Source organism: Brevibacterium sp. Mu109 (assembly GCF_900169375.1).
Classification (GTDB): Bacteria; Actinomycetota; Actinomycetes; order Actinomycetales; family Brevibacteriaceae; genus Brevibacterium; species Brevibacterium yomogidense_A.
Map to the genome: position 1 here is coordinate 72,287 of NZ_FXZF01000003.1, position 24,559 is coordinate 96,845.

The 24,559-nt window shown below is 69.3% G+C and carries 20 protein-coding genes; all 20 read left to right on the plus strand.

Annotated features, from left to right (window positions below):
• Positions 1-52: 52 nt before the first annotated feature.
• The 20 genes from rsmH (at position 53) to hisD (ending at position 24,556) form a co-directional block, all read left to right on the plus strand.
• Positions 53-1,024: a 16S rRNA (cytosine(1402)-N(4))-methyltransferase RsmH gene (rsmH, locus tag BSP109_RS02665; RefSeq protein WP_101599287.1), complete on the plus strand. Its 972-nt coding sequence runs from the start codon at positions 53-55 to the stop codon at positions 1,022-1,024.
• Positions 1,021-1,605 carry a hypothetical protein gene (locus tag BSP109_RS02670; protein WP_101599288.1) on the plus strand — a complete coding sequence of 195 codons (585 nt, stop codon included), beginning with the start codon at positions 1,021-1,023 and terminating at the stop codon, positions 1,603-1,605. Before rsmH ends, BSP109_RS02670 begins: the two co-directional genes overlap by 4 nt.
• 38 nt (positions 1,606-1,643) lie before the next feature.
• A complete protein-coding gene (locus BSP109_RS02675) occupies positions 1,644-3,416 on the plus strand; it encodes a penicillin-binding protein 2 (protein WP_101599289.1) in 1,773 nt (590 codons plus the stop codon).
• The gene (locus BSP109_RS02680) at positions 3,413-4,945 is read left to right on the plus strand and encodes a UDP-N-acetylmuramoyl-L-alanyl-D-glutamate--2,6-diaminopimelate ligase (RefSeq protein WP_101599290.1); all 1,533 of its coding nucleotides are present in this window, start codon (positions 3,413-3,415) and stop codon (positions 4,943-4,945) included. The genes BSP109_RS02675 and BSP109_RS02680 overlap by 4 nt, the downstream gene beginning before the upstream one ends.
• Before the next feature lies 1 nt (position 4,946).
• Entirely contained in the window at positions 4,947-6,410 is a 1,464-nt protein-coding gene (gene murF, locus BSP109_RS02685; protein ID WP_087006924.1) for a UDP-N-acetylmuramoyl-tripeptide--D-alanyl-D-alanine ligase, read from the plus strand.
• Positions 6,407-7,495 carry a phospho-N-acetylmuramoyl-pentapeptide-transferase gene (gene mraY, locus BSP109_RS02690; RefSeq protein ID WP_101599291.1) on the plus strand — a complete coding sequence of 363 codons (1,089 nt, stop codon included), beginning with the start codon at positions 6,407-6,409 and terminating at the stop codon, positions 7,493-7,495. Before murF ends, mraY begins: the two co-directional genes overlap by 4 nt.
• A gap of 37 nt (positions 7,496-7,532) precedes the next feature.
• Complete coding sequence (gene murD / locus BSP109_RS02695; protein ID WP_087007052.1) at positions 7,533-9,089, plus strand: UDP-N-acetylmuramoyl-L-alanine--D-glutamate ligase; 1,557 nt, start codon at positions 7,533-7,535, stop codon at positions 9,087-9,089.
• A 14-nt stretch (positions 9,090-9,103) separates the two neighbouring features.
• Positions 9,104-10,384: a putative peptidoglycan glycosyltransferase FtsW gene (locus BSP109_RS02700; protein ID WP_257944520.1), complete on the plus strand. Its 1,281-nt coding sequence runs from the start codon at positions 9,104-9,106 to the stop codon at positions 10,382-10,384.
• Positions 10,381-11,559, plus strand: a complete 1,179-nt coding sequence (locus BSP109_RS02705) for a glycosyltransferase (RefSeq protein ID WP_101599293.1) — start codon at positions 10,381-10,383, stop codon at positions 11,557-11,559. The genes BSP109_RS02700 and BSP109_RS02705 overlap by 4 nt, the downstream gene beginning before the upstream one ends.
• Complete coding sequence (gene murC / locus BSP109_RS02710; RefSeq protein WP_101599294.1) at positions 11,556-12,983, plus strand: UDP-N-acetylmuramate--L-alanine ligase; 1,428 nt, start codon at positions 11,556-11,558, stop codon at positions 12,981-12,983. Before BSP109_RS02705 ends, murC begins: the two co-directional genes overlap by 4 nt.
• Entirely contained in the window at positions 12,980-13,705 is a 726-nt protein-coding gene (locus BSP109_RS02715; RefSeq protein ID WP_101599295.1) for a cell division protein FtsQ/DivIB, read from the plus strand. The genes murC and BSP109_RS02715 overlap by 4 nt, the downstream gene beginning before the upstream one ends.
• A gap of 115 nt (positions 13,706-13,820) precedes the next feature.
• Positions 13,821-15,005, plus strand: coding sequence for a cell division protein FtsZ (ftsZ, locus tag BSP109_RS02720; protein ID WP_087006913.1), 1,185 nt, complete (start codon positions 13,821-13,823; stop codon positions 15,003-15,005).
• Between the two features lie 17 nt (positions 15,006-15,022).
• Positions 15,023-15,808, plus strand: coding sequence for a peptidoglycan editing factor PgeF (pgeF, locus tag BSP109_RS02725; RefSeq protein WP_257944521.1), 786 nt, complete (start codon positions 15,023-15,025; stop codon positions 15,806-15,808).
• Positions 15,809-15,887: 79 nt separating this feature from the next.
• Positions 15,888-16,409 (plus strand): cell division protein SepF, encoded by a 522-nt coding sequence (locus BSP109_RS02730; protein ID WP_087006911.1) that lies wholly within the window; start codon positions 15,888-15,890, stop codon positions 16,407-16,409.
• Between the two features lie 102 nt (positions 16,410-16,511).
• The gene (locus BSP109_RS02735; protein WP_374700128.1) at positions 16,512-16,844 is read left to right on the plus strand and encodes a YggT family protein; all 333 of its coding nucleotides are present in this window, start codon (positions 16,512-16,514) and stop codon (positions 16,842-16,844) included.
• Positions 16,845-16,978: 134 nt separating this feature from the next.
• Entirely contained in the window at positions 16,979-17,770 is a 792-nt protein-coding gene (locus BSP109_RS02740; RefSeq protein ID WP_101599296.1) for a DivIVA domain-containing protein, read from the plus strand.
• Positions 17,771-17,954: 184 nt separating this feature from the next.
• On the plus strand, positions 17,955-18,593 hold the full coding sequence (locus BSP109_RS02745) for a signal peptidase II (RefSeq protein ID WP_101599297.1): 639 nt from the start codon (positions 17,955-17,957) through the stop codon (positions 18,591-18,593).
• Positions 18,590-19,519: an RluA family pseudouridine synthase gene (locus BSP109_RS02750; protein ID WP_101599298.1), complete on the plus strand. Its 930-nt coding sequence runs from the start codon at positions 18,590-18,592 to the stop codon at positions 19,517-19,519. Before BSP109_RS02745 ends, BSP109_RS02750 begins: the two co-directional genes overlap by 4 nt.
• A gap of 72 nt (positions 19,520-19,591) precedes the next feature.
• The gene (gene dnaE, locus BSP109_RS02755; protein WP_087006900.1) at positions 19,592-23,146 is read left to right on the plus strand and encodes a DNA polymerase III subunit alpha; all 3,555 of its coding nucleotides are present in this window, start codon (positions 19,592-19,594) and stop codon (positions 23,144-23,146) included.
• 42 nt (positions 23,147-23,188) lie between these two features.
• Positions 23,189-24,556, plus strand: coding sequence for a histidinol dehydrogenase (hisD, locus tag BSP109_RS02760; protein WP_101599299.1), 1,368 nt, complete (start codon positions 23,189-23,191; stop codon positions 24,554-24,556).
• Positions 24,557-24,559: the final 3 nt, after the last annotated feature.

Genomic DNA, 24,559 nt, shown 5'->3' on the forward strand with positions numbered 1-24,559 from the left:
CCTCCCACGACGATCAGGCAGACCGACGGACCCGCAGGCAGGAGCGCGTGACATGGAGCGATTCGCCCACACCCCGGTGCTGCTGGAGCGCTGCGTCGAGCTGGTCGGGGTCGGAGTCGCCGCTGCGCGCGAAGCCGGCATCGCCCCCGTGGTCGTGGACGGCACGCTCGGCATGGGCGGTCACGCCGCAGGGATCCTCGAGGCCTTCCCGGATGTCCGCGTCATCGGCCTGGACCGGGACACCGACGCGCTCGACCGGGCGCGAACCCGCCTGTCCGCGTTCGGCGACCGCCTCACTCCGGTCCACGCGGTCGACGACGAGCTCGAGGAGGTCCTCGACGACCTCGGCATCGACCGGATCAGCTCTCTCCTGCTCGACCTGGGCGTCTCCTCCCTGCAGCTGGACGAGGACGAGCGCGGGTTCTCCTACTCGCGGCCCGCTCCGCTGGACATGCGGATGGACCAGAGCAGGGGACTGACGGCTGCCGACGTCCTCAACACCTACTCCGAGGCCGACCTCGCGCGCATCATCCGCGAGTACGGCGAGGAGCGGCAGGCGCGACGCGTCGCGCGCGCCGTCGTGGCGGACCGCGAGAAGCGGCCCTGGGAGACCTCCGACCAGCTCGCCGGCCTCCTCGAGCGCGTCGTGGGCGACGGTCCGGCCAAGCGGAAGCGGTCCCATCCCGCGAAGCGAACGTTCCAGGCGCTGCGGATCGAGGTCAACCGCGAGCTCGATTCGCTGTCGAGCGCGCTTCCCGCGGCACTGGGGCGGCTCCACATCGGCGGGACGGCGGTCATCGAGTCCTACCAGTCGCTCGAGGACGTGATCGTGAAGCGCATCTTCACGAACGGCACCCGCGATCAGGCACCTCCCGACCTGCCGGTCGTCCCCGACTACCTCAAGGCATGGCTGACCCCCCTCACCCGCGGAGCGGAGACCGCGACATCGGAGGAGATCGAGAGCAATCCGCGGTCGGCGAGCGTGCGGCTGCGTGCAGTACAGAAGATCGGAGAGGCACGATGAGCGTTCCACTGCGCACGACCCACGCGCGCCCTGCCGTCGCACCACCGGCGCGCACGCGACGTCCCGCGCCCGCGACCCTGCCGCAGCGCACGGTGCGGCGGCTGCGGCTCGTCCTCCCGGAGCCCGCGCGCCCGTCGTTCCCGACCGCAGTCCGGGTGGTCCTCATCATCCTCGTGGGCGTGATCGCGATCCTGCTGGCGAACATCGCCGTCTCGCACACCACGTTCCGCGTGCAGTCGCTCACGGAGGAGCAGTCGGCGCTGCACGACGACCGCGACCGCCTCGTCGAGGACATCTCCTACCGCGAGAGCCCGCAGAACATCGCCGCGCACGCGGAGGAGCAGGGCATGAAGCGCGACATCGACCCGGCCTACATCGATCTGTCGACGGGGAAGGTCCTCACTCCCGAAGAGATCGGAGGTGCGGACCCCGCCGTGGAATCCCCTGAGAGGATCCCGGGTCCGCGTGCCGATGCGCGGAATGACTTCCGCCCCAACCTACGATCCGATGAGCGGCTGCCCGTGGTGGGCGGTGACGGCAGCGAGTTCAACGCGCCCGCACAGGAGCCGCCGCAGGGATGACCGGAGACTGACGCACGAACAGAAGGGGATGAGACGCGATGGCCCACGCGCCCGGGCGCAGGAAGCGCTGGCGGATCGCCCCCACCGGGAGGATCCGCCTCGTCGGCGTCTCATTCCTCGCGATCCTCGGAATCGTGCTGTGGAACCTCGTCGCCATCCAGGGGGTCGATCAGCAGCAGGCCGCTGCCAAGGCCCTCGAGGGGCGCCTCGTCGAAGTGACCCTGCCGGCGCACCGTGGCGCCATCCAGGCCGCCGACGGCACTCTGCTCGCCGACAACGCGGCACGATTCCGGCTGGTCGTCGACCAGCAGAACGTCGCCGAGTACTCGGACGACGAGGGGGAGCTGCTGGGCGCGTGGGGCGCATCCCAGGAACTCGCGGGAGTCCTCGACACGGAACCCGGCCTGCTGCACCCCAAGCTCGACGGGGACCGGCGCTGGAACGTCGTCGCCACAGGTCTCACGAGCGAAGTCCGCGATGAGATCAAGGAGCTCGAGATCCCCGGGCTGACGTTCGAGGAGTACGCGATCCGCTCGTACCCGTCCGGCGCCGTCGGGGGCAACCTCGTGGGCTTCGTCGGATCCGACGGGCAGCCCCTGGCCGGCCTCGAGTACAGCTACGACGACATCCTCGCGGGTGAGGACGGGAAGCAGCAGTACGAGCGCGGACTGCTCGGCGAGCGCATCCCCCTGGGGGATACGAGTCATACGCCCGCCGTCGACGGCACCGGCATCCGGCTGACGATCGACCCGACGATCCAGCACTACGCACAGGAGGCCGCGGCGCAGGCGGCAGAGGAGCACGAGGCGGAATGGGCCTCGGTCGTCATGATGGACGTGCAGACGGGCAAGATCCTGGCCGCGTCGGAGGCGCCCAGCGTCGACCCGAACGCCCCCGGCTCCGTCGACGCAGAGGATCGCGGCTCGCGCATCTTCACAGCCGGGTTCGAGCCCGGATCGACCGCGAAGATGATCACGGTCGCGGGGCTGCTCGAGGAGGGCCTCCTCACCCCGACCGACGAGTTCGTCGTCCCCGACGAGTGGACCGCACCGAACGACGAGGAGTTCCGCGACTCGTCGTCGCACCCGGACCAGAAGCTCACGCTCGCAGGCATCCTCGCGCAGTCGTCGAACACCGGCACGATCCTCGCGGGCAACGAGCTCTCCACCGACCAGCGCTACGACTACCTGTCCCGGTTCGGGTTCGGCGAGACCTCCGACATCGGGTTTCCCGGGGAGACGGGCGGTGTCCTCCACCCCGCGGACGAATGGGACGGACGCACGAAGTACACCGTCATGTTCGGCCAGGGCATGACTGCGAACGCCGTGCAGACGACGGCCGCGTTCGCCGCGATCGCGAACGGGGGAGTGCTGCCGGACTCCCAGCTCGTCGACGGGACGGTCGACCCCTCGGGACGCTTCACCCCCGCCGAGGTCGGGAAGGGGACACGAGTCGTGTCCGAGGACACATCCGCTCAGGTCCTGGACATGCTCGAGCACGTCGTCGTCAGCGGCACGGCTGGGAACGCGGACGTGCCCGGCTACCGGGTGGGCGGCAAGACCGGCACGGCGCAGGCGCCGGCGGCAGAGGGCGGCGGGTACGACGGGTACACTGCTTCCTTCGTGGGCGTCGCCCCCGTCGACAACCCGCGCATCGCCGTCTCCGTCACACTGCAGCGGCCCCGCGAGGGATACTACGGTGGGCAGTCCGCAGCGCCCGTGTTCTCCGATGTCACCGGATTCGCCCTCAGGCACCTCCGCGTGCCCCTGTCGACTGGCGAGCCGTCCGACACCCCGATGGAATGGAAATGATGCGACTCTCCGATCTGCACCTTCCGCTCACCACCCGCATCGTGGGTGACGCGACTCGTGTCGTCGACGGAGTCTCGCAGGATTCCCGCAGTGCGGCACCGGGCGATCTGTGGGCGGCGCTGCCGGGTGCACGCGTGCACGGAGCCTCCTTCGCCGCAGAGGTCCTGGGCCGTGGGATCACCGCGGTCCTCACCGATGCGGCCGGCCTGGAGATGCTGCGCAGCTCGCTCGACGACCTCGACGGGATCACCGTCGTCGTGGTCGACTCCCCGCGGGCCGTGCTCGGCGGCATCTCCGCTCAGGTCTTCGGCACCGACGCGTCGTCGCTGACCCTGTACGGATTGACCGGGACGAACGGGAAGACCACGACCGCCTTCATCCTCGATGCCCTCCTCACCCGGCTCGGCTTGACGACGGGCCTCATCGGCACCGTGGCGACGACGATCGCGGGCAGGGTCGAGTCGAGCGTGCGCACGACGCCCGAGGCGCCGGATCTCCACCGCCTCTTCGCCCGGATGCGCGACGCCGGAGTGGATGTCTGCTCGATGGAGGTCTCGTCCCACGCGCTCGCGCAGCATCGTGCGGACGGCGCGGTGTTCACCGTGTCGGGCTTCACGAACCTCAGCCAGGACCACCTCGACTTCCACCCGACGATGGAGGACTACTTCGCCGCGAAGGCCGCGCTCTTCACCCCGGAGCACTCCAGGCGCGGCGTGATCGTCGTCGAGGACGAGTGGGGATCGCGCATGGCGCGCTCCGCCACGATCCCGGTGGCGACGATCGCCTCCGACCCCGGGCTCGCTCCCGATCACCTGCTGGTGCGGGAGGACGACCCGGAGCGCTTCACGCTGCATCTGGCAGGCGGAGACCGCATTCGTGCGGCCTCGCCCCTCCCCGGTGACTTCAACCGCACCAACACGGCTCTGGCGCTCGCGATGCTCCACGCGGACGGCGTGCCCGCGGAGCGGCTCGAGGCCGCGGCCCACGGTCTGGAGGTCGTGGTCCCCGGGCGCATGGAGCGCGTGCACGACGCCGCGCCGCTGGCCGTCGTCGACTACTCGCACACGCCGGACGCCCTCGACAAGGTGCTCGGCGGGCTCTCCGATTCCGGAGCGCCGCTGGTCGTCGTCGTGGGCGCCGGGGGCGACCGCGACACGACGAAGCGGCCCGCGATGGGAGCGGTCGCCGCGCGGCGTGCGGATGTGGTGATCATCACTGACGACAACCCGAGGACCGAGGACCCCTCCGCCATCCGGGCGGCACTGCTGGACGGTGCCCGCGCAGCGATCTCAGACGGCAGCGCACGGGTGCGGCCCGAACTGCTCCTCGAGCTGACACCGCGCGGGGAGGCGATCGCTCGTGCCGTGGAGTACGCAGGCGATGCGGGCGCGCTCCTCGTCGCGGGCAAGGGGCACGAGACCGGCCAGGAGATCGCCGGCGACGTGCACCCATTCGACGATAGGGAGCGGACACGCGAAGCCGTGGCCTCACGGGCCGCCCGTGCCGCAACCGGTAGAGTTCAGGATTGATATGAAGCCTTTCTCAGCACAGGATCTGGCCGATGCGACGAGCGGAGAGCTCCACGGCATCGCGCCGGATACGCAGCTTTCAGCGGGAGTCGTGACCGACTCCCGCGATGTCGCTGCCGGCGATGTCTACGTCGCTCGTCGCGGTGAGCACGCAGACGGCCTCGACTTCGCACCCGCGGCGATAGACGCCGGCGCCGCACTCATCGTGGCGGAGGCGGTTCCGTCAGTCGACGGCGAGCACCTCCCCACGCTCCTGGTCCAGGATGCGACGGAGGCGCTCGGTCACATCGCGCGGCACAACGTCGAGACGCTGCGCGCCGACGGCGACCTCACCGTCGTCGCGATCACCGGGTCGGCGGGGAAGACCACGGTCAAGGACCTGGTCGGGGACCTCCTGTCAGCGGCAGGGGAGACCGTCTGGCCGCCCAAGTCCTTCAACAACGAGGTGGGTGTTCCGCTCACTGCTCTGCAGGCCGGCGAATCCACACGGTTCCTCGTGCTCGAGATGGGCGCGCGGTCGATCGGGAACCTCACGTACCTCACGTCGATCGTGACTCCTGACATCGCGGTCGAGCTCATGGTCGGCACGGCGCACTCCGGCGTCTTCGGATCGATCGAGAACACTGCCCGGGCGAAGGCCGAACTGGTCGAATCCCTCCGTGCCGGCGGGACGGCAGTGCTCAATGCGGATGACCCGCGGGTGAGGACGATGGCCGACCTCCTGGCGGACGACGTCGACGTGATCTGGTTCTCCGCGTCCGGCCGGGACAGCGTGGAGGGGTCCGACGCCCCCGTGGTGTCCGCGTCCGACACGGTGACCGGCGCATCCGGGCGTCCCACCTTCACCCTCACCGTCCCGGGCGGAGAGCCGACCTCCGTCGAGCTCGCCCTGCTCGGTGAGCACCACGTCTCCAACGCGCTCGCTGCGGCGGCCGTCGCGCACAGCTGCGGACTCTCGCAGCGCGCGATCGTCACCACCCTGCGGACGTCCGGCGCCGCCAGCCGCTGGCGCATGGAGCTCATCGATTCGCCGCAGGGGATCACCGTCCTCAACGACGCGTTCAACGCGAATCCGGACTCGATGCGCTCGGCGCTCAAGACCCTCGCGGCCATGGGGCGGGGCGACGGCGACAATCCTGCACGGCGCACCGTCGCGGTGATCGGCGAGATGCTCGAACTGGGCGAGGAGTCCCGGGCGGCTCACGCAGACATCGGCGAACTGGTCGTTCGACTCAACATCGATCGCACGATCGCCGTGGGGGACGGGGCCCGTCCCGTGTTCCAGGCGGCGGAGCTCGAAGGCTCGTGGGGCAACGAGGCGGTCTGGGTCCCCTCCCTTGCGGACGCCCGCGAACTGCTGCGCACCGAACTGCAGTCGGGGGACATCGTCCTGTTCAAATCCTCCAATGACGCGGGACTGCGCTTCCTCGGTGACGAGATCGCGGGGGTGACGGTCACACCATGATCGCCGTCATCCTCGCCGCGGTCTTCGCGCTGGTGCTGGCACTCGTCGGCACGCCCGCCTTCATCGGCGTGCTCGTCAAGCGCGGCTACGGCCAGTTCATCCGCGACGATGGGCCCAAGTCGCACGCGACCAAGCGCGGTACGCCCACCATGGGCGGCGTCGTCATCATCGGGTCCGCGGTGCTCGCCTACTTCCTGGGCCACCTGCTCACGGGCTCGCTCCCCACGGTGTCCGGCCTCCTCGTCCTCTGGCTGGCGGTGGGGATGGGCACGGTCGGCTTCCTCGACGACTACATCAAGGTCTCGAAGCAGCGCAGCCTGGGTCTGCGTCCCCTCGGGAAGATCCTCGGCCAGGGCTTCGTCGGCGTCTCCTTCGCCGTCATGGCGCTGCTCTTCCCCAACGAGCACGGCATCACACCGGCATCCACGGCGATCTCGTTCGTCCGGGACCTGCCGATCGACCTCGCGTTCGCCGGTGCCGCCGTCGGCTTCATCCTCTTCATCCTCTGGGCGAACCTGATCGTCACCGCTGTGTCGAACGCCGTGAACCTCACCGACGGCCTGGACGGCCTCGCCTCCGGCGCCGCAGTCGTGGTGTTCACCGGGTACGTCCTCATCAACCTGTGGCAGTCCACCCAGAACTGCGTGCTGCAGACGACGGCCGCCGTCGGCTGCTACGAGGTCCGCGACCCGCGGGATCTCGCGATGGTGGGCGCTGCGATGACCACGGCGTGCCTCGGCTTCCTCTGGTGGAACACGTCCCCGGCGAAGATCTTCATGGGCGACACCGGCTCGCTGGCGATCGGCGGCGCCCTCGCCGGCATCGCGATCCTGTCGCGCACGGAGCTCCTCCTCATCGTGATGGGCGGTCTGTTCGTCCTCATCACGCTGTCCGTGATCATCCAGGTCGCGTCCTTCAAGACCACCGGCAAGCGCGTCTTCCGCATGGCTCCGCTCCAGCACCACTTCGAGCTCAAGGGCTGGGCGGAGGTCACGATCGTCGTCCGCTTCTGGATCATCGCCATCCTGTTCGTGATCGGCGGCGTCGCGCTCTTCTACGCGGAATGGCTGTCGCACTTTGAGTGACCGCACCGGCACCTCCGAAGCGGCCCCCGCGCCTACTCTGGGCGGGGACGTTCCCGCATACCCCCACGCGGACAGGATCCCCACCGCACTGCAGGGCCCGTCGTCATCGCTCGCGGACCTCCGCGTGCTCGTGACCGGGCTGGGAGTGAGCGGCTTCCCCATCGCAGTCCACCTGGCTGAGCGCGGCGCGCGCGTCACGGTCATCGACGGGGACACGGCTCGTGACGAGTCGGAGCGTATCCGCATCCTCGAGGTCTTCGACGCGGATGTGCGCCGTGGCCCCGAGCATGTGGCATCGCTGCCGGAGCCCGCTGACGGCGGTGCCTTCGACCTCGTCGTGACCTCACCCGGCTGGCGTCCCGATTCCCCCGTCCTGCGCGAGGCGACGGCCGCCGGCATCCCCGTGATCGGCGAGGTGGAGCTCGCCTGGCGGGTCCGCGGTGCGAACTCGGCCCCCTGGCTGGTCGTGACGGGGACGAACGGCAAGACGACCACGACGACGATGCTCGCCTCGATGCTCGAGGCCGCCGGGCTCCGCACCCGCGCGTGCGGCAATATCGGCGACCCCCTGCTCGAGGCCGTCCTGGACCCGGAGCTCGACGTGCTCGCGATCGAGCTGTCCAGCTTCCAACTGCACTGGCAGTTCTCGATGGGCGCGCATGCCGCTGCGGTCCTCAACATCGCCGATGACCACCTCGACTGGCACGGCGGTCCTGACGCGTATCGGGCGGACAAGGGGCGGGCGTACGAGAACGTCGTGCGCGCATGCGTCTTCAACGTCGACGATCCCGTCACCCGCTCGCTCGTGGAATCGGCCGATGTGGTCGAGGGAGCGCGTGCGATCGGCTTCACGCTCGGCATGCCCGCGCCCGGTGAGCTGGGACTCGTGGAGGACGTGCTCGTGGATCGCGCGTACATCCCCCAGCGGCAGTCGTCGGCAGCCGAACTCGGTTCGCTCGCCGACGTCGCTGCGGCGGTCGGCACCGATGCGCCCGGCCCCCACCACATCGCCGATGCGCTCGCAGCGGCTGCACTGGCCCGGTCCGTCGACGTCCCGACCGGAGCCGTGCGCGACGGGCTGCGGTCTCACACACCGGGCGACCACCGGTCCCGACTCGTGGGAGAGGCCGACGGAGTCCGGTGGATCGACGATTCGAAGGCCACGAACCCGCACGCGGCGGCAGCGGCGCTGGCCGCCTGCGATTCGGTCGTGTGGATCGCGGGGGGTCTGCTCAAGGGAGCGAGTGTCGACGAGCTGGTGGCCGATGCAGCGCACCGTCTGCGTGCAGCGGTCCTCATCGGTGAGGACCGCGGATCACTCCGCGAGGCACTCGCGGCACACGCTCCGGACGTCCCCGTCGCCGAGGTGGTGGTCGACTCCGCAGACGACCGCACGGACTCGCTGCGGGGAGCCGCCGTCGCGGCGCGCGCCGTCGAGCTCGCGGGCGAGCATGCCCGGGCGGGCGATGCGGTCCTGCTCGCGCCCGCAGCGGCCAGCATGGACCAGTTCCGCGACTACCGCTCACGGGGCGAGGCGTTCTCCGCAGCGGTTCGCGCGCGCCTCGACGAAACTCCGACCCCGGTCGACGGATGAGTCGGGGAGCGGTCGTGGGAGAGCGGACGACTGCCGACGGGGCCGGGGCCGGCCCCGCTGACCCGCCGGCGAGGCTCGGGCCCGTCGCGGGGCTCCGGCATGCCCTGTCGCTGCCGGCGACGAGCTTCGTGCTCGTACTGGTCAGCGTGGTGGCACTCACCGGCTTCGGGCTCATCATGGTCCTGTCCGCGTCGTCGATCACCGCCTACGACGGCGGTGAGGGCAGCTCGTTCGGCATCGTCGCGCGCCAAGCCGTGTTCGCCGTCGTCGGCCTCGTGATGATGCTGGTCCTCTCGCGGTTCGGCCCCCGGTGGTGGCGACCGCTCGCATGGGTCGCCTTCGCGCTCGCGCTGCTGCTCCAGGCGGCCACGCTGACGCCCCTGGGCGTGGAGGTGAACGGCTCCCGCAGCTGGATCGGAGTGGGCGGGGGCATGCGTCTCCAACCGGCCGAGTTCGTGAAGGTCGCCTTCGCGCTCTGGCTTGGCGCCGTGCTCGGCCATGAGGGCGTCCGCACGCACGTCCTGCGGACGTGGGGCACCGCGGTCGGCGGTCTCGCCGCCGCCGGCGGCCTCATCATGCTCGGGCAGGACCTGGGCACTGCGATCATCGTCTTCCTCCTCTTCATGGGCGCTCTCTTCGTCTCCGACCTCCCGATCGCCGCGTCGTTCGGCACCGCGGCGGCCGGCGCGGGGGCCGTCGCCGTCTTCGTCCTCTCCAGCCCCAACCGACTCCGTCGCGTCACGGCGGCACTGGGAGGCCGGGAGGATGCGTCGGAGGCGGACATGCTGGGGACCCACTGGCAGTCCGCGCACGGCGAGTACGCACTCGCGTCCGGCGGGGTCTTCGGCGTGGGGCTCGGCGCCAGTCGCGAGAAGTGGTCGTGGCTGCCGGAAGCGCACAACGACTTCATCTTCGCGATCATCGGGGAGGAGCTCGGACTCGTCGGCACCCTGCTCGTGGTGGGCCTCTTCGTGATGCTCGGCTGGGGCCTCCTGCGAGTGAGCCTGCGCGCTAAGGACCCGCTCATGCGCATCACCTCGATGGCCGTGTTCATGTGGGTCATCGGACAGGCGGCGGTGAACATCTCCGTCGTCATCCAGCTGCTGCCCGTGATCGGTGTGCCGCTGCCGTACGTGTCGTACGGCGGGTCCGCCCTCGTCGCGAATCTCATCGCTGCGGGGCTGATCCTCGCATTCGCCCGTCAGGAGCCCGGCGCGGCGGACGCTCTCGCGTGGCGCCGCGGACGCAGACGCCCCCTGCCCATCCTCGCCCGTCGATCCGGAGGTCGCTCATGAGCCTGTCCGTCCTGCTGGCCGGCGGTGGCACCGCCGGCCATGTCTCCCCACTCCTCGCGATCGCGGACGACCTGAGGTTCCAGGACCCCGACGCGTCCATCATCGTGCTGGGCACCGAGGAGGGGCTGGAATCCCGCCTCGTCCCGGACGCCGGGTACGAGCTCGTCACCATCCCCAAGGTGCCGATGCCGCGTCGTCCCAACGCCGATGCACTGCGCTTCCCCGGCCGGTTCCGCGGAGCGGTCAGGTCCGTCGTCGACCTGCTGCGGGAGCGCGACGTGGACGTGGTGCTGGGCGTCGGCGGCTACGTGTCGACCCCGGCCTACCTCGCCGCACGACGGACCGGGACTCCGATCGTGGTCCACGAGGCGAACGCCCGTCCGGGCATGGCCAACAGGGTCGGAGCCCGGCTCACCCGCTCGGACCTCGTGGGGTACGCGTTCCCGGGGACTCCCCTGAAGGGGCGTCACGTCGGCATGCCGATGCGCGCGCAGATCGAGGCGGTCGATTACGACGAGCCGGCACAGCGCCGATCCGCACGGCGGTCCCTGGGTCTCGACGAGGAGATGCCGACGCTCGTCGTCACCGGCGGGTCGCTGGGTGCGCAGGCCATCAATGACGCGATGGCGGGTTCGCTCACCGCGATCGGATCGGCCGGCGTGCAGGTCCTGCACATCACCGGCGCCGGCAAGGGGGAGGCCCTGCGCGAGGCGACCGCAGATCTGGCCCACTACCATGTGCGCGACTACGTCGACGGGATGGAGAACGCGTACCTCGCGGCCGATCTCCTCGTCTGTCGGGCCGGTGCGGGGACCGTGGCGGAGGTCTCCGTCGTGTGGGTGCCCGCCGTGTTCGTCCCGCTGGCAGTCGGCAACGGCGAGCAGCAGCTCAATGCGGCGACCCACGTGGGTGCCGGCGCAGCGGTCATGGTCGACAACGCGGACTTCAGCGCCGACTACGTCGTCGAGACCGTTCTGCCGCTGGTGACGGATGCCGAACGGCTCGGGGCCATGCGGGAGGCTGCGCGGCGTGAGGGATTCCCCGGCACCGCGGCGAGGACGATGACGCAGATGATCCACGACGCGGCGGGTGCGCATCATCCCGAGCGCGAGTACGGTCCTGATCGCTGGACGAAGCACGAGCGGTTCTACCGCTCTGGTGAGGAGAACGCATGACGACTTCGACGGGGATCGTCCCCGCGGCCGACCTGGGCCGTGTCCATTTCATCGGGATCGGCGGCGCGGGCATGTCGGGCATCGCCCGGGTCATGCTGGCCCGCGGCATCGCAGTGTCCGGCAGCGACGCGCGCGATTCCGACGTGGTCACGGGGCTCCGCGCGCTGGGTGCGGTCGTGACGATCGGCCACGCGGGAGACACAGTCGATGACGTGGACACCGTCGTCGTCTCCTCGGCCATCCGCGACGACAACCCGGAGCTCGTGCGCGCACGCGGGCTGGGCCTGCGGGTGATCCACCGGTCAGCGGCGCTGGGCTCCCTCATGACCGACAGGCGGACCGTCGCGGTCGCGGGCACGCACGGCAAGACGACGACCACGTCGATGACGACGGTGGCGCTGCAGGCCTGCGCGGCGGACCCCTCGTTCGTGATCGGCGGGGTCCTCACCGCGACGGGGGCGAATGCGCACGAGGGGACCGGAGACGTCTTCGTCGCGGAGGCGGACGAATCGGACGGCTCGTTCCTGCTGTATGAGCCGACCGTCGGCATCGTCACCAACGTCGAGGCCGACCACCTCGACCACTACGGCACTGCGGACGCGGTCACGGAGGCCTTCCGCGCGTTCGCCCGACGCACTGCTGAGACCGGCGGCACCCTGGTGGCGTGCCTCGACGACCCCGGCGCCGCTGGGATCGGGGCCTACGCAGCCGCGCAGGGGTGTGACGTGATCGGCTACGGGCGCGGTCCGTTCGAGGACCTGAGGGCCGTCGGAGTGCGGGTCGCAGCGATCATTCCGGGCAGCACGCAGGGACAGGATCAGGACTTCACGATCACGATCGATGGGCGATCCATCCCCGTGGAGCTCCATCAGCCGGGGGAGTACAACGCGCTGAACGCGACGGCCGCGGTGTGCACCGCACTGGCGCTGGGGTACTCCCCGCAGGAGGCGGCGCAGGGCCTCGCCGGCTATCACGGCACCCGTCGCCGGTTCGAGTACCGGGGCCAGGGGTCAGGAGTCCGGGTCTTCGATGACTACGCACACCACCCGACGGAAATCACTGCGCTGCTCACGGCGGCCAGGGACGTCGTCGACCCCGGGGGCCGGGTCCACGTCGTGTTCCAGCCGCACCTCTTCTCCCGCACGCAGAACTTCCGCCGTGAGTTCGGCATCGCGCTGGGCATCGCAGACGAGGCGATCGTCCTCGACGTCTTCCCTGCTCGTGAGGATCCCGTGCCGGGCGTGACGGGTGCGATCGTCGCCGACGAGGTGCCGCACGGCGGCGCAGTGTTCCTCCCCGCGTTCACGCAGGTCGTCCCGCATCTGCTCGAGCGCGTGCGACCGGGGGACATCGTCCTGACGGTCGGTGCCGGCGACGTCACGGTGCTGGGTCCGGAGATCGTCGAGGCGCTCGGAGGCGCATGAGCACCGCTGTCGACCTCGGTGCGATCCGCACCGCACGTCGCCGCACCGTGCTGCTGCGGTGGACCATCGCGATCGCGTCGGTCCTCGTGCTGGCGGGGATCGCGGCCGTCGCCTGGTTCTCCCCGCTGCTGGCGATCGAGTCCGTCACTGCGGAGGGCGGGGGCATCGTCGACGCTGAGGCCGTGCGCGCCGACGTCCAGGAGAGCACGGTCGGCACGCCCCTGCCCCAGGTCCGCACGGGCGGCCTGGCGGAGCAGCTGGAGGCAGAGCACACGGCCGCCGCTGACATCGAGGTGTCGTATGCGGGCCCCCGCAGCCTGCACATCGTCGTCACCGACCGGGTGCCCGTCGTGGCAGTGGCGGACGGCGCCCAGGCCGTCCGGTACGACGCGGACGGGGCGGCGATCGACACAGTCCCCGTCGACGCCGCGGATGTGCCGACCCTCACGGTCGCGTCGCAGGCGGACGCCGCTGCGGCCGCGCGAGACGGGGCGCGCCTGCTCACGGACATCGGAGGTAGACTCCCCGGTGAGGCGAAGACGCTCGCCGTCGGCGCCACCGGCACCTTCACTCTGCGGCTCGCCACGGAGGACGGCGACGCGGAGGTCGTCTTCGGCACGGCAGAGGACGCTGAGCGGAAGGCGCAGGTCGCCTCCGTGCTGCTGGACGAAGGGCACGACACGATCGACGTCTCCGTCCCGGACGTCCCGAAGGTCGGCTGAGGCAAACTCACCGCCGACACTCCGCGTGGCGTCGTTGCACTCGGAGCACGGGGGCAATAGCGTCGACCACAGATTGCATTACGCCCATTCCCCAGGGTCGAAAGAGGAAACCGACGTGGCTGAATTCCAGAGCGCAGGAGCAGACATCAAGGTCGCCGGCTGCGGCGGCGGCGGTGTCAATGCCGTCCAGCGGATGATCGACGTGGGTCTGCGCGGCGTCGAATTCATCGCCATCAACACCGACGCGCAGGCGCTGCTGCTGTCCGAAGCCGATCTCAAGCTCGAGATCGGCCGCGAGCTGACCCGTGGACTGGGTGCGGGAGCGGACCCGGAGGTCGGCCGCAAGGCGGCCGAGGACTCGGAGGACGCGATCCGTGAGGCACTCGACGGAGCGGACATGGTGTTCGTCACCGCAGGGGAGGGCGGCGGCACCGGTACCGGCGCAGCCCCCGTCGTCGCACGGATCGCCCGGTCGCTGGGCGCGCTGACGATCGGCATCGTCACCCGCCCCTTCACGTTCGAGGGACGGCGTCGCTCCGCTCAGGCGGAAGCGGGGATCAGGACCCTCCGCGAAGAGGTCGACACCCTCATCGTCATCCCGAACGACCGGCTGCTGTCGATCTCCGACCGCAACGTGTCGCTGCTAGAGGCCTTCAACTCCGCAGACGAAGTGCTGCGGTCCGGCGTGCAGGGCATCACGGACGTCATCGCGGTGCCGGGCATCATCAACCTCGACTTCGCGGACGTGAAGTCCGTCATGCAGAATGCCGGCACCGCGCTCATGGGCATCGGCTCCGCCACCGGTGAGGACCGATCCGTCCAGGCCGCTGAGGCCGCGATCGCCTCACCACTGCTGGAGGCGAGCATCGAGGGTGCGCACGGCGTGCTGTTCTACGTGCAGGGCGGGTCCGACCTCGGGATCTTCGAGGTCAACGAAGCCGCACGACTCGTGCAGGAGGCGGCGCACCCCGAAGCGAACATCATCTTCGGTGCGGTGATCGACGACAACATCGGCGATGAGTGCCGCATCACGGTCATCGCCGCCGGCTTCGACACTCCTGCCTCGGAGACCGCGGACGTGCGGTCGCTCGGGCGTGCGGACGAGCGACCCGCAGTCGCGGAGGCGGCATACGAAGAGCCCATCGCAGCGGAGGAGGCTGCTCAGCCGATCCGCGAGGAGGCGCCCCAGGCGCAGCGCCCGGCACAGGAGCGGAATCAGGATCTCCCCCGTTCGCTGCCGGACGAGGCTCCGACGCGATTCGACAATTCCGACCTCGACATCCCGGATTTCCTCAAGTGAGATGAGTGGGAGGCGCAGTGCTGCTGAGCCGAGTGGATCTGGCAGGCGCGGCCGGCCGCGTCCGCATGGCATTCACTGATCGCAACGGCGGCTACGGCCACGGGGCGTTCGGTTCGTTCAATCTCGCGCTGCACGTGGGCGACGACCCGTCGATCGTGACGGCGAACCGCAGCCTGCTCGGCCAGGCGCTGGGGATCGACCGGATCTCGTTCGTGCAGCAGGTGCACGGCACCGCGGTGCACGCCGTGACGGCGGAATCCGCCGCCTCGCTCGGACCGGTCGGCGCCGCGGCGTCCGCGCCGGTCGAGGCGGACGCGCAGGTGACCGACGCTTTCGACGTGGGGCTCGCGATCCTGGTGGCGGACTGCACACCGGTGCTCCTCGCAGATCCGGACGCCGGGGTCATCGCCGCCGTGCACGCGGGCCGTCGCGGAATGGTCGATGGAGTCGTGGCGGCCACCCTCAAGCGCATGCGCGCACGAGGGGCGGAATCCATCTCCGCGGCGATCGGGCCGTCGATCGGTCCCCGCCGCTACGAGGTCCCGGCGACCATGCGCGATGACGTGTCCGCCGCAGAGCCGGTGACCGCGTCAGTCACCCGCCAGGGCACTCCGGCACTGGATGTGGCGGCAGGGGTGGCCGAGCAGCTCGTGCGGGAAGGCGTGTCGATCCGCGACTGGTCCCCGCACTGCACGTTCGAGTCGAACGACCTGTTCTCCTACCGGCGGGACGGGACGACCGGTCGATTCGCCGGTGTCGTGTGGATGTCGTCCGCCGATGGAGCGACACGCCCCTCCGCCTGACCCGTCGGTGTCTCACGCTCCGGTAGTTTCATGGGAGGGGATCACAAGGCTCCGCGCGAGCACAGCCGAAGGAGACGATATGTCCGCAATGCGCAAGGTCGCCAGTTACCTCGGCTTCGTCGAGGACGAGGACGACCCGCGCCTGTCCGAGGGCGCGAACCGAGACAGGTATGAGGAGTTCCACGACGAGGGCGATTCGGGCGCTCACCTGATCGCGCACGATCAGTACGATGCGGCTCCCGTCATCGAGGAGCCGGCAGCGACGGTGTCGCCCATCCGCTCATCGGTGCGACCGGTGGAGTCCGCGGCCCCGGGGTCGCTGCACACGATCCGCACGATCCACCCCCGCAGCTACAACGATGCGAAGGCCATCGGCCAGGCCTTCCGTGACGGCGTGCCGGTGATCATGGACCTCTCCGCGATGGACGAGGCGAACTCCAAGAGGCTCGTCGACTTCTCCGCCGGTCTGATCTTCGGCCTGCACGGCTCCATCGAGAAGGTGACGGGCAGCGTCTTCCTCCTCAGCCCGGAGCGCATCACCGTGACGACGGAGACGGAAGACCGCCCCGACGAGCAGGCGAGCTTCTTCAACCAGAGCTGAACCAGCGGTACTGAGCACCGCGGATGAAAGAATTCCCAGGATGGCGGACTACAGTCGGTAGTCCGCCATCTGTGCACGTTCGGACGTGCAGCGGTGGACGAGGTGCCCTCGCCGACGATTGAAAGTGACACTGTGCTCAGCACCATCCTCACCCTCGCAGGTACCCTGCTCAACCTCTACGTATTCGTGCTGCTGGCTCGTGTGGTGATCGACCTCATACAGGTCTTCGCGCGCGATTGGCGGCCATCGGGCTTCCTGCTCGTCCTGTGCGAGTTCGTCTATACGCTGACTGATCCGCCCGTGCGCTTCGTGCGCCGGTTCATCCCGCCCCTGCGCTTGGGAGGCGTGGCGCTGGACCTGGGCTTCATCATCGTGTTCATCGGTGTGCAGTTCATCGCGAGCTGGTTCTACTACCTCGCCGCAGTCGTCGCCTGAGCACACCAGTCGTCATGGACCGCGGTCTTCGGCGCGTCTGCGCAAGACACAGCCATACCGATGCGGTATCGTGACAAACAGCTCGGCTGTCACCAGTCGAAGTGCCACATTGTTGTCGAGAAGAGGTTGGCCTCATGGCGCTTACGCCAGAAGACGTAGTGAACAAGCGGTTCCAGCATGTCAAGTTCCGCGATGGGTACGACCAGGACGAAGTCGACGACTTCCTCGACGAGGTCGTCGTCGAGCTGCGCCGTCTCTACCAGGAGAACGACGAGCTGAAGCAGAAGCTCTCTGCGGCAGAGTCCCGCGTCGGCGAAGCCGCCTCGGGCGCTCCCGCAGCACCGCAGGCCTCGGAGGACCCGCAGGCGACGCAGGCCATGCCCGCGGCGGTTCCGGCAGAGTCGGCAGAGGCTCCCGCGTGGGGAGAGGCTCCGGCAGAGCCGGTCGCACCGGTCGTCGCTCCGCAGGAGCCCCAGCCGGCAGTCGAGGAAGCGCCTGCGGTCCCGGCCCAGTCTCCGACCGACGCCGCCCAGGCACCGACCGCCTCCGCGCAGTCGACGGATTCCGCAGCGCTGGCCGCCGCGCCGTCCGGTGCGGACTCGCACGGCCTCATCGCACTCGCTCAGCGAGTCCACGACGAGCACGTGTCCGAGGGTGAGCGCAAGCGCGATGAGCTGATCGCGGAAGCAGAGACTCGCGCGACGTCGATCGTGGGCGACGCGGAGAAGAAGCGCGACGACACGCTCACCAACCTCGAGACCCAGAAGTCGGATCTGCAGCGGGAGATCGACACGCTGCAGAACTTCGAGCGCCAGTACCGCACTCGTCTCAAGAGCTACCTCACGGATCAGCTCCGCGACCTGGAGAACTCCGGCTCGCTGGCTCCGGAGACGCTCGGAGACGGCGCAGCACGCCGCTCCATCTGACGCGAGCGGAGGCGACACCGCCCTCCGCACCCACACGTGGGGGTCCCGGCCGAACTGGCCGGGGCCCCTTCGCATTCACCGGGCCTGCGCGGCCTGCTCCCTGAACATCACGGAGTGTGCGACCGCCTAGGATGTGGGAGCACCGATCGGCGGTGAGACCCTACCGAAAGACGAGAGGACCACGATGATCCCTGGCCCCGCGCGGACGAATGCGCCCGCTCGCGGACGCGCACTGCGCGCCGTGCTCTACCTGGTGGCCGCGGCGGTCGTCGTCGTCGACCAGGTGACGAAGCAGATCGCAGTCGCAGTGCTCGAGGGAGAGCCTCGGGTACCGGTGTTCGGCGACCTGGCGGGGTTCCTCTTCCACCGCAACGACGGAGCGGCCTTCGGCATGGGATCGAACGCCACCTGGGTGTTCACGATCATCGCGCTGGTCGTCTTCGTCGCCATCCTGTGGGCCGGTCGGCGGCTGGGGTCGCGGGCGTGGGCCTGGGCACTCGGACTGCTGCTGGGCGGACTGACGGGCAATCTGATCGATCGACTCGCCAGGCCCCCCGAGTTCTTCCACGGTGCCGTCGTCGACTTCATCGACCTGTACTTCTTCGTCTGCAACGTCGCGGACATCGCGATCACCGGTGCGGCGGCCCTGCTCATCATCGCCTCGTTCAGGGGGATCGGACTGGACGGACGCCTGGAGTCGGAGCGCGAAGCGGAGCACGGCGCAGATGACATGGTGTCGGCGGGCCCCGCCGGTGCGGATCGAGGACCCGAAGCGACCGGCGAGGTCGGCGCGGGTGAGGAAGAGGAGGAGAGCAGACGATGACGACACGGTCGCTGTTCGTACCGGAGGGATTGGACGGAGAACGCATCGACACGGCGCTGTCGCGCGCGCTCGGGCTGTCGCGGAGCTCCGCGGCGCAGATCGCGCAGGACGGGGGAGTCGAGCAGGACGGCGTCCGTGTGGGGAAGTCCGACCGCGCACTGTCCGGCGCCCGGCTCGATGTGACTCTGCCGGAGCCGGAGCGTCCCCTGGAAATCGTGGCGGAGCCGGTTCCCGGCATGTCGATCATCCACGAGGACGATGCGCTGATCGTGGTCGACAAGCCGGTGGGAGTGGCAGCCCATGCGGCCGCCGGCTGGCACGGTCCCACCGTCATCGGCGGGCTGGCCGCCGCGGGGCACCGGATCGCGACCTCGGGCGCGGCCGAACGACAGGGGATCGTGCAGCGTCTGGACGTGGGGACCTCGGGCGTGATGGTCGTCGCGAAGGGCGAGCGCGCGTACTCGGTCCTCAAACGGGCCTTCAAGGAGCGCACGGTGTCGAAGACCTACCACGCGCTCGTCCAGGGTCTGCCGGATCCGGTCATCGGCACCATCGAAGCACCGATCGGCCGCAATCCGCGCCGCGACGGCCTCTACGCGGTCCGCAGCGACGGCAAGCATGCCGTGACCCACTACAAGGTCCTCGAGGCGTTCCGCTCCGCGAGCCTCGTCGAGGTCGATCTGGAGACGGGGCGCACGCACCAGATCCGCGTGCACATGTCCGCGACCAAGCACCCCTGCTGCGGCGATCTTCCGTACGGAGCAGACCCGGTGCTGGGGGAACGGCTGGGGCTCACCCGGCAGTGGCTGCACGCGACGAGGCTGGGCATCGAACACCCGGAGACGGGCGAATGGATGGAGTTCGAGAGCCCGTACCCGCAGGACCTCCGGGAGGCACTCGACACGCTCGAGGCCGCTCAGGGATGACGTGCGCACGTCGGCGATGCACGAGACATCGCAGCATGATGGCACAGCGACAGACAGGAAGAGCACGACGCGATGACCGATGACTTCGTCCACCTCCACGTCCACACCGAGTACTCGATGCTCGACGGGGCGGCCCGTCTGGGCGATCTCATGTCCGCGGTGAATGCGCAGGGCCAGAAGGCCCTTGCGACCACCGACCACGGCTACCTCTTCGGAGCATTCGACTTCTGGAGCCAGGCGACCGATGCGGGGATCAAGCCGATCATCGGAGTTGAGGCCTACGTGACACCGGGGACCGCACGGAACGACAAGACCCGCGTGAAGTGGCGGACGGACGAATCGCAGAAGAGCGACGATCTTTCCGGCGGCGGCGCCTACACGCACATGACGATGCTGTCGAAGAACAACACGGGCATGCAGAACCTGTTCCGGGCGTCGTCCATCGCGTCACTCGACTCCGCGTTCGGCAAATGGCCGCGCATCGACCGCGAACTCCTCAACTCCTACTCCGAGGGCATCATCGCGACGACCGGATGCCCGTCCGGCGAGGTCCAGGTCCGACTGCGACTGGGGCAGTACGAGGAGGCGAAGCGGGCGGCGGGCGAGTACCGCGAGATCTTCGGCGCGGAGAACTACTTCTGCGAGGTCATGGACCACGGCCTCAGCATCGAGAAGCGCGTCTCGAAGGACCTCCTGCGCCTGTCGAAGGAGCTCGACATCCCGCTGGTGGCGACCAACGACCTCCACTACACGAACGAGTCGGATGCGAAGGCGCACGAAGCGCTCCTCGCCATCCAGTCGGGTTCGAAGCTGATCGAGCCGACCTATGACCAGGGCGGGTCCCGCTTCGCGTTCGGCGGCACCGGCTACTACCTCAAGTCAGCTGCGGAGATGCGACACCTCTTCCGGGAGATCCCGGAAGCGTGCGATAACACGCTGAGGATCGCCGACATGTGCGAGGTGTCGTTCGACACGAGCGCGAACTACATGCCGCGCTTCCCCACTCCGGAAGGCGAGGACGAGACGTCGTGGCTCATCAAGGAGGTCGAGAAGGGACTCCACTACCGGTACCCCGGGGGGATCCCCGATGATGTCCGCAAGCAGGCGGACTACGAGATCGACGTCATCGTCGGCATGGGGTTCCCGGGCTACTTCCTCGTCGTCGCGGACTTCATCAACTGGTCGAAGGACAACGGGATCCGCGTGGGTCCCGGGCGCGGATCCGGTGCTGGGTCGATGGTGGCCTACGCGATGCGCATCACGGACCTGGACCCGCTCCAGCACGGTCTGTTCTTCGAGCGCTTCCTCAACCCGGAGCGCGTCTCCATGCCCGACTTCGACGTCGACTTCGATGATCGCCGCCGCGGCGAGGTCATCGAATACGTGACGAGGAAGTACGGAGCGGAGTACGTGTCGATGATCGTCACGTACGGCACCATCAAGACGAAGCAGGCCCTGAAGGACTCCGCACGAGTGCTGGGCAAGCCGTTCAGCATGGGTGAGCACCTCACGAAGGCGCTGCCGCCGGCGGCGATGGCCAAGGACATCCCCCTGGCGGACATCGAGGACACGAAGGCCCCCCGCTACAACGAGGCGGGTGAGTTCCGGTCCCTGCTCGAGACGGACCCGGAGGCCCGCGAGGTGTTCGAGACCGCGAAGGGCCTCGAGGGGCTGAAGCGGCAGTGGGGTGTCCACGCAGCCGGGGTCATCATGTCCTCGGAGCCGATCATCGACGTCATCCCGATCATGCGCCGCTTCCAGGACGGCCAGGTCATCACCCAGTTCGACTACCCCACCTCTGAGGGCCTGGGCCTCATCAAGATGGACTTCCTGGGCCTGCGGAACCTCACGATCATCTCCGATGCGATCGAGAACATCCGCCTCAACCGGGACATCGACCTGGATCTCGAGCAGCTGACCCTCGACGACCCCGATTCGTACAAGCTGCTGTCGCGCGGCGACACGCTGGGCGTCTTCCAGCTGGACGGCGGCGGCCTGCAGGGACTCCTGCGACTCATGCAGCCCGACAACTTCGAGGACATCTCCGCGACCCTGGCGCTGTACCGTCCGGGCCCGATGGGTGCGGACTCGCACACGAACTACGCGCTGCGCAAGAACGGGCGCCAGGACATCACACCGATCCACGCGGAGCTCGAGGAACCGCTCGCGGAGATCCTCAGCACCACCTACGGCCTCATCATCTACCAGGAGCAGGTGATGGCGATCGCGCAGAAGGTCGCGGGCTACAGCCTGGGCCAGGCAGACATCCTGCGTCGTGCGATGGGCAAGAAGAAGAAGTCCGAGCTCGACAAGCAGCAGGTGGGCTTCTTCGAGGGGATGAAGTCCAACGGGTTCTCCGAAGCGGCCGCGCAGGCGCTGTGGGACATCCTGCTCCCGTTCTCCGACTACGCCTTCAACAAGGCCCACTCGGCGGCCTACGGCCTCGTCTCCTATTGGACCGCCTACCTCAAGGCCCACTATCCGGCCGAGTACATGGCAGCGCTCCTGACCTCCGTGGGCGACAACAAGGACAAGCTGGCGATCTACCTGAACGAGTGCCGCCGGCTGCAGATCACCGTGCTGCCGCCGGACGTCAACGGATCGCACGCGAACTTCACACCGGTCGGGAACGACATCCGGTTCGGCATGGGCGCAGTGCGCAATGTGGGGCAGAACGTGGTGGAGGGCATCGTGGCCGGCCGTGAGGAGAAGGGCGACTACACGACGTTCGGGGACTTCCTCGACAAGGTCCCCGCGCACGTGTGCAACAAGCGCACGATCGAATCGCTCATCAAGTCCGGCGCCTTCGACTCACTGGGCGACACCAGGCGGGCACTCGTGGAGGTCCACGAAGAGGCGGTGGACGCGGTCATCGGTGTGAAGCGCCAGGAGGCGCACGGCCAGTTCGACCTCTTCGCGGGGCTGGGCGGCGACGATGACGCGGAGCCGGCCTTCACCGTGCCCGTTCCGGAACGGCCGGAGTGGGACAAGAAGGAGAAGCTCGCGTTCGAGCGCGAGATGATCGGGCTCTACGTCTCGGATCACCCGCTCAACGGACTCGAGGGCGTCCTCGCCGCGGAGGCCGAGCTCTCCATCGCGGAGCTCATCGACCCGGAGCGCGGTCGGTCCGACGGCTCACAGGTGACCATCTGCGGGATGATCACCGGCGTGCAGCGGAAGGTGTCGAAGAACAGCGGCAGGCCCTACGGCATCGTGACCGTCGAGGACCTGGAAGCGTCGATGGAGGTCATGTTCTTCGGCGATTCCTACGAACCGGTGGCCGGCATCCTCACGACGGACCTCGTCATCGCCGTGACGGGCCGCGTGCGGACATCCGACGACAGGCCGACGAGCATGATGGCCCAGTCGATGACCCTCCCGGACGTGACGGATCCGGCGGACCGTCCGCTTACGATCACGATGCCGTGGGAGCGGTGCACCGCACCCGTGGTGGAGAGGCTGGGCACCGTCCTCGAATCCCACCGCGGAGCGACGGACGTGCACCTCACCCTCGTCCAGTCCGGCCGGCGCTGCGTCCTGCGGCTGGACCGCACCTATCGAGTGAACCTGGGCCCCAGCCTGTTCGGCGATCTCAAAGCACTGCTGGGACCCAACTGCCTGCGCTGAGGCTGCGGCGGACGCAGAGGCCGCACGCCGGGCACTACTAGGATGGACGTCGTGGACACGCTCGAGAACATCTCCCTCATCGACCTGCGCGGAACCGCGCTCGATCGCCGCACGCTGCGGTCCCGTCTGCCGCGAGCGTCAGCGGAGCAGAACGCGCCGCTGGAAGCAGTCCGACCGCTGCTGGACGACATCCGCGATCGCGGGCGCGCCGCAGTCGCGGATGCGACCGCGCGCTTCGACGGCGTGAAGACCGGGACGTTCCGCGTCCCCGCCACCGCACTCGCGGAGTCGGTGGAGAACCTCGATCCCGCCGTGCGTGCCGGGCTGGAGGAGGCCATCCGGCGCGTGCGCACGGTGTCCGCGGCCGAGGTCCCCTCACCGCGGACGACCACCGTCGCCGACGGCGCGTCGATCACCACCCGGCATCTGCCCGCTGACCGTGTGGGCCTCTACGTCCCCGGTGGGCTCGCGGTCTACCCGTCCTCGGTCGTCATGAATGCGGTCCCTGCGCAGGAGGCGGGCGTCCGCTCGATCGCCATCTCCTCGCCTCCGCAGCGGGACACCGGACTGCCGCACCCCACCGTGCTCGCCGCGGCGCACCTCCTGGGCGTCGGAGAGGTCTGGGCCATCGGCGGGGCGCAGGCGATCGGTGCGTTCGCCTTCGGCTTCTCAGACGAGGACGGCGAGCTCGGCACTGCGGAGTCGATGGAGCCGGTCGACATCATCACCGGACCGGGCAACGCGTACGTCGCGACGGCCAAGGCCCTGGTGCGCGAGCACGTCGGAATCGACGCCGTCGCCGGACCGACGGAGATCATCGTCCTGGCAGACTCTGCCGCGGACCCCGAATACGTCGCTGCGGACCTCATCAGCCAGGCGGAGCACGACCCCCTCGCCGCCGCGGTGCTCGTGACGGACTCGCCGTCGCTTGCCCACGCGGTCGACGCACACCTGGGGACCCGGAGCGCTGCGGCCGAGCACGCGGAGCGCATCGCGACGAGCCTCGCCGGCCCCCAGTCGGGGATCGTCCTCGTGGACTCGGTGGACGCGGGGATCGCGGTCGTCAACGCGTATGCGGGGGAGCACGTCGAACTCCACGTCGCGGATGCCCGGGATGTCGCCGGACGGATCGTCAACGGCGGTGCGGTGTTCGTCGGCCCGCACACGCCCGTCGCCCTGGGCGACTACATCGCGGGGTCGAACCACGTGCTTCCGACCATGGGCACGGCGGCGTTCGGCGACTGCCTCTCCGTGCATGCCTTCCTGCGCGTGAGTCAGGTGGTCGAGTACACGAGGGACGCCCTGGCAGAGGTCGCCGATCACATCAGCTCGCTCGCGACGGCGGAGAGGCTCCCGGCCCACGGCGAGTCGGTCTCCGTGCGGTTCGCCGACCGGTCACAGGAGGGCTGAGCC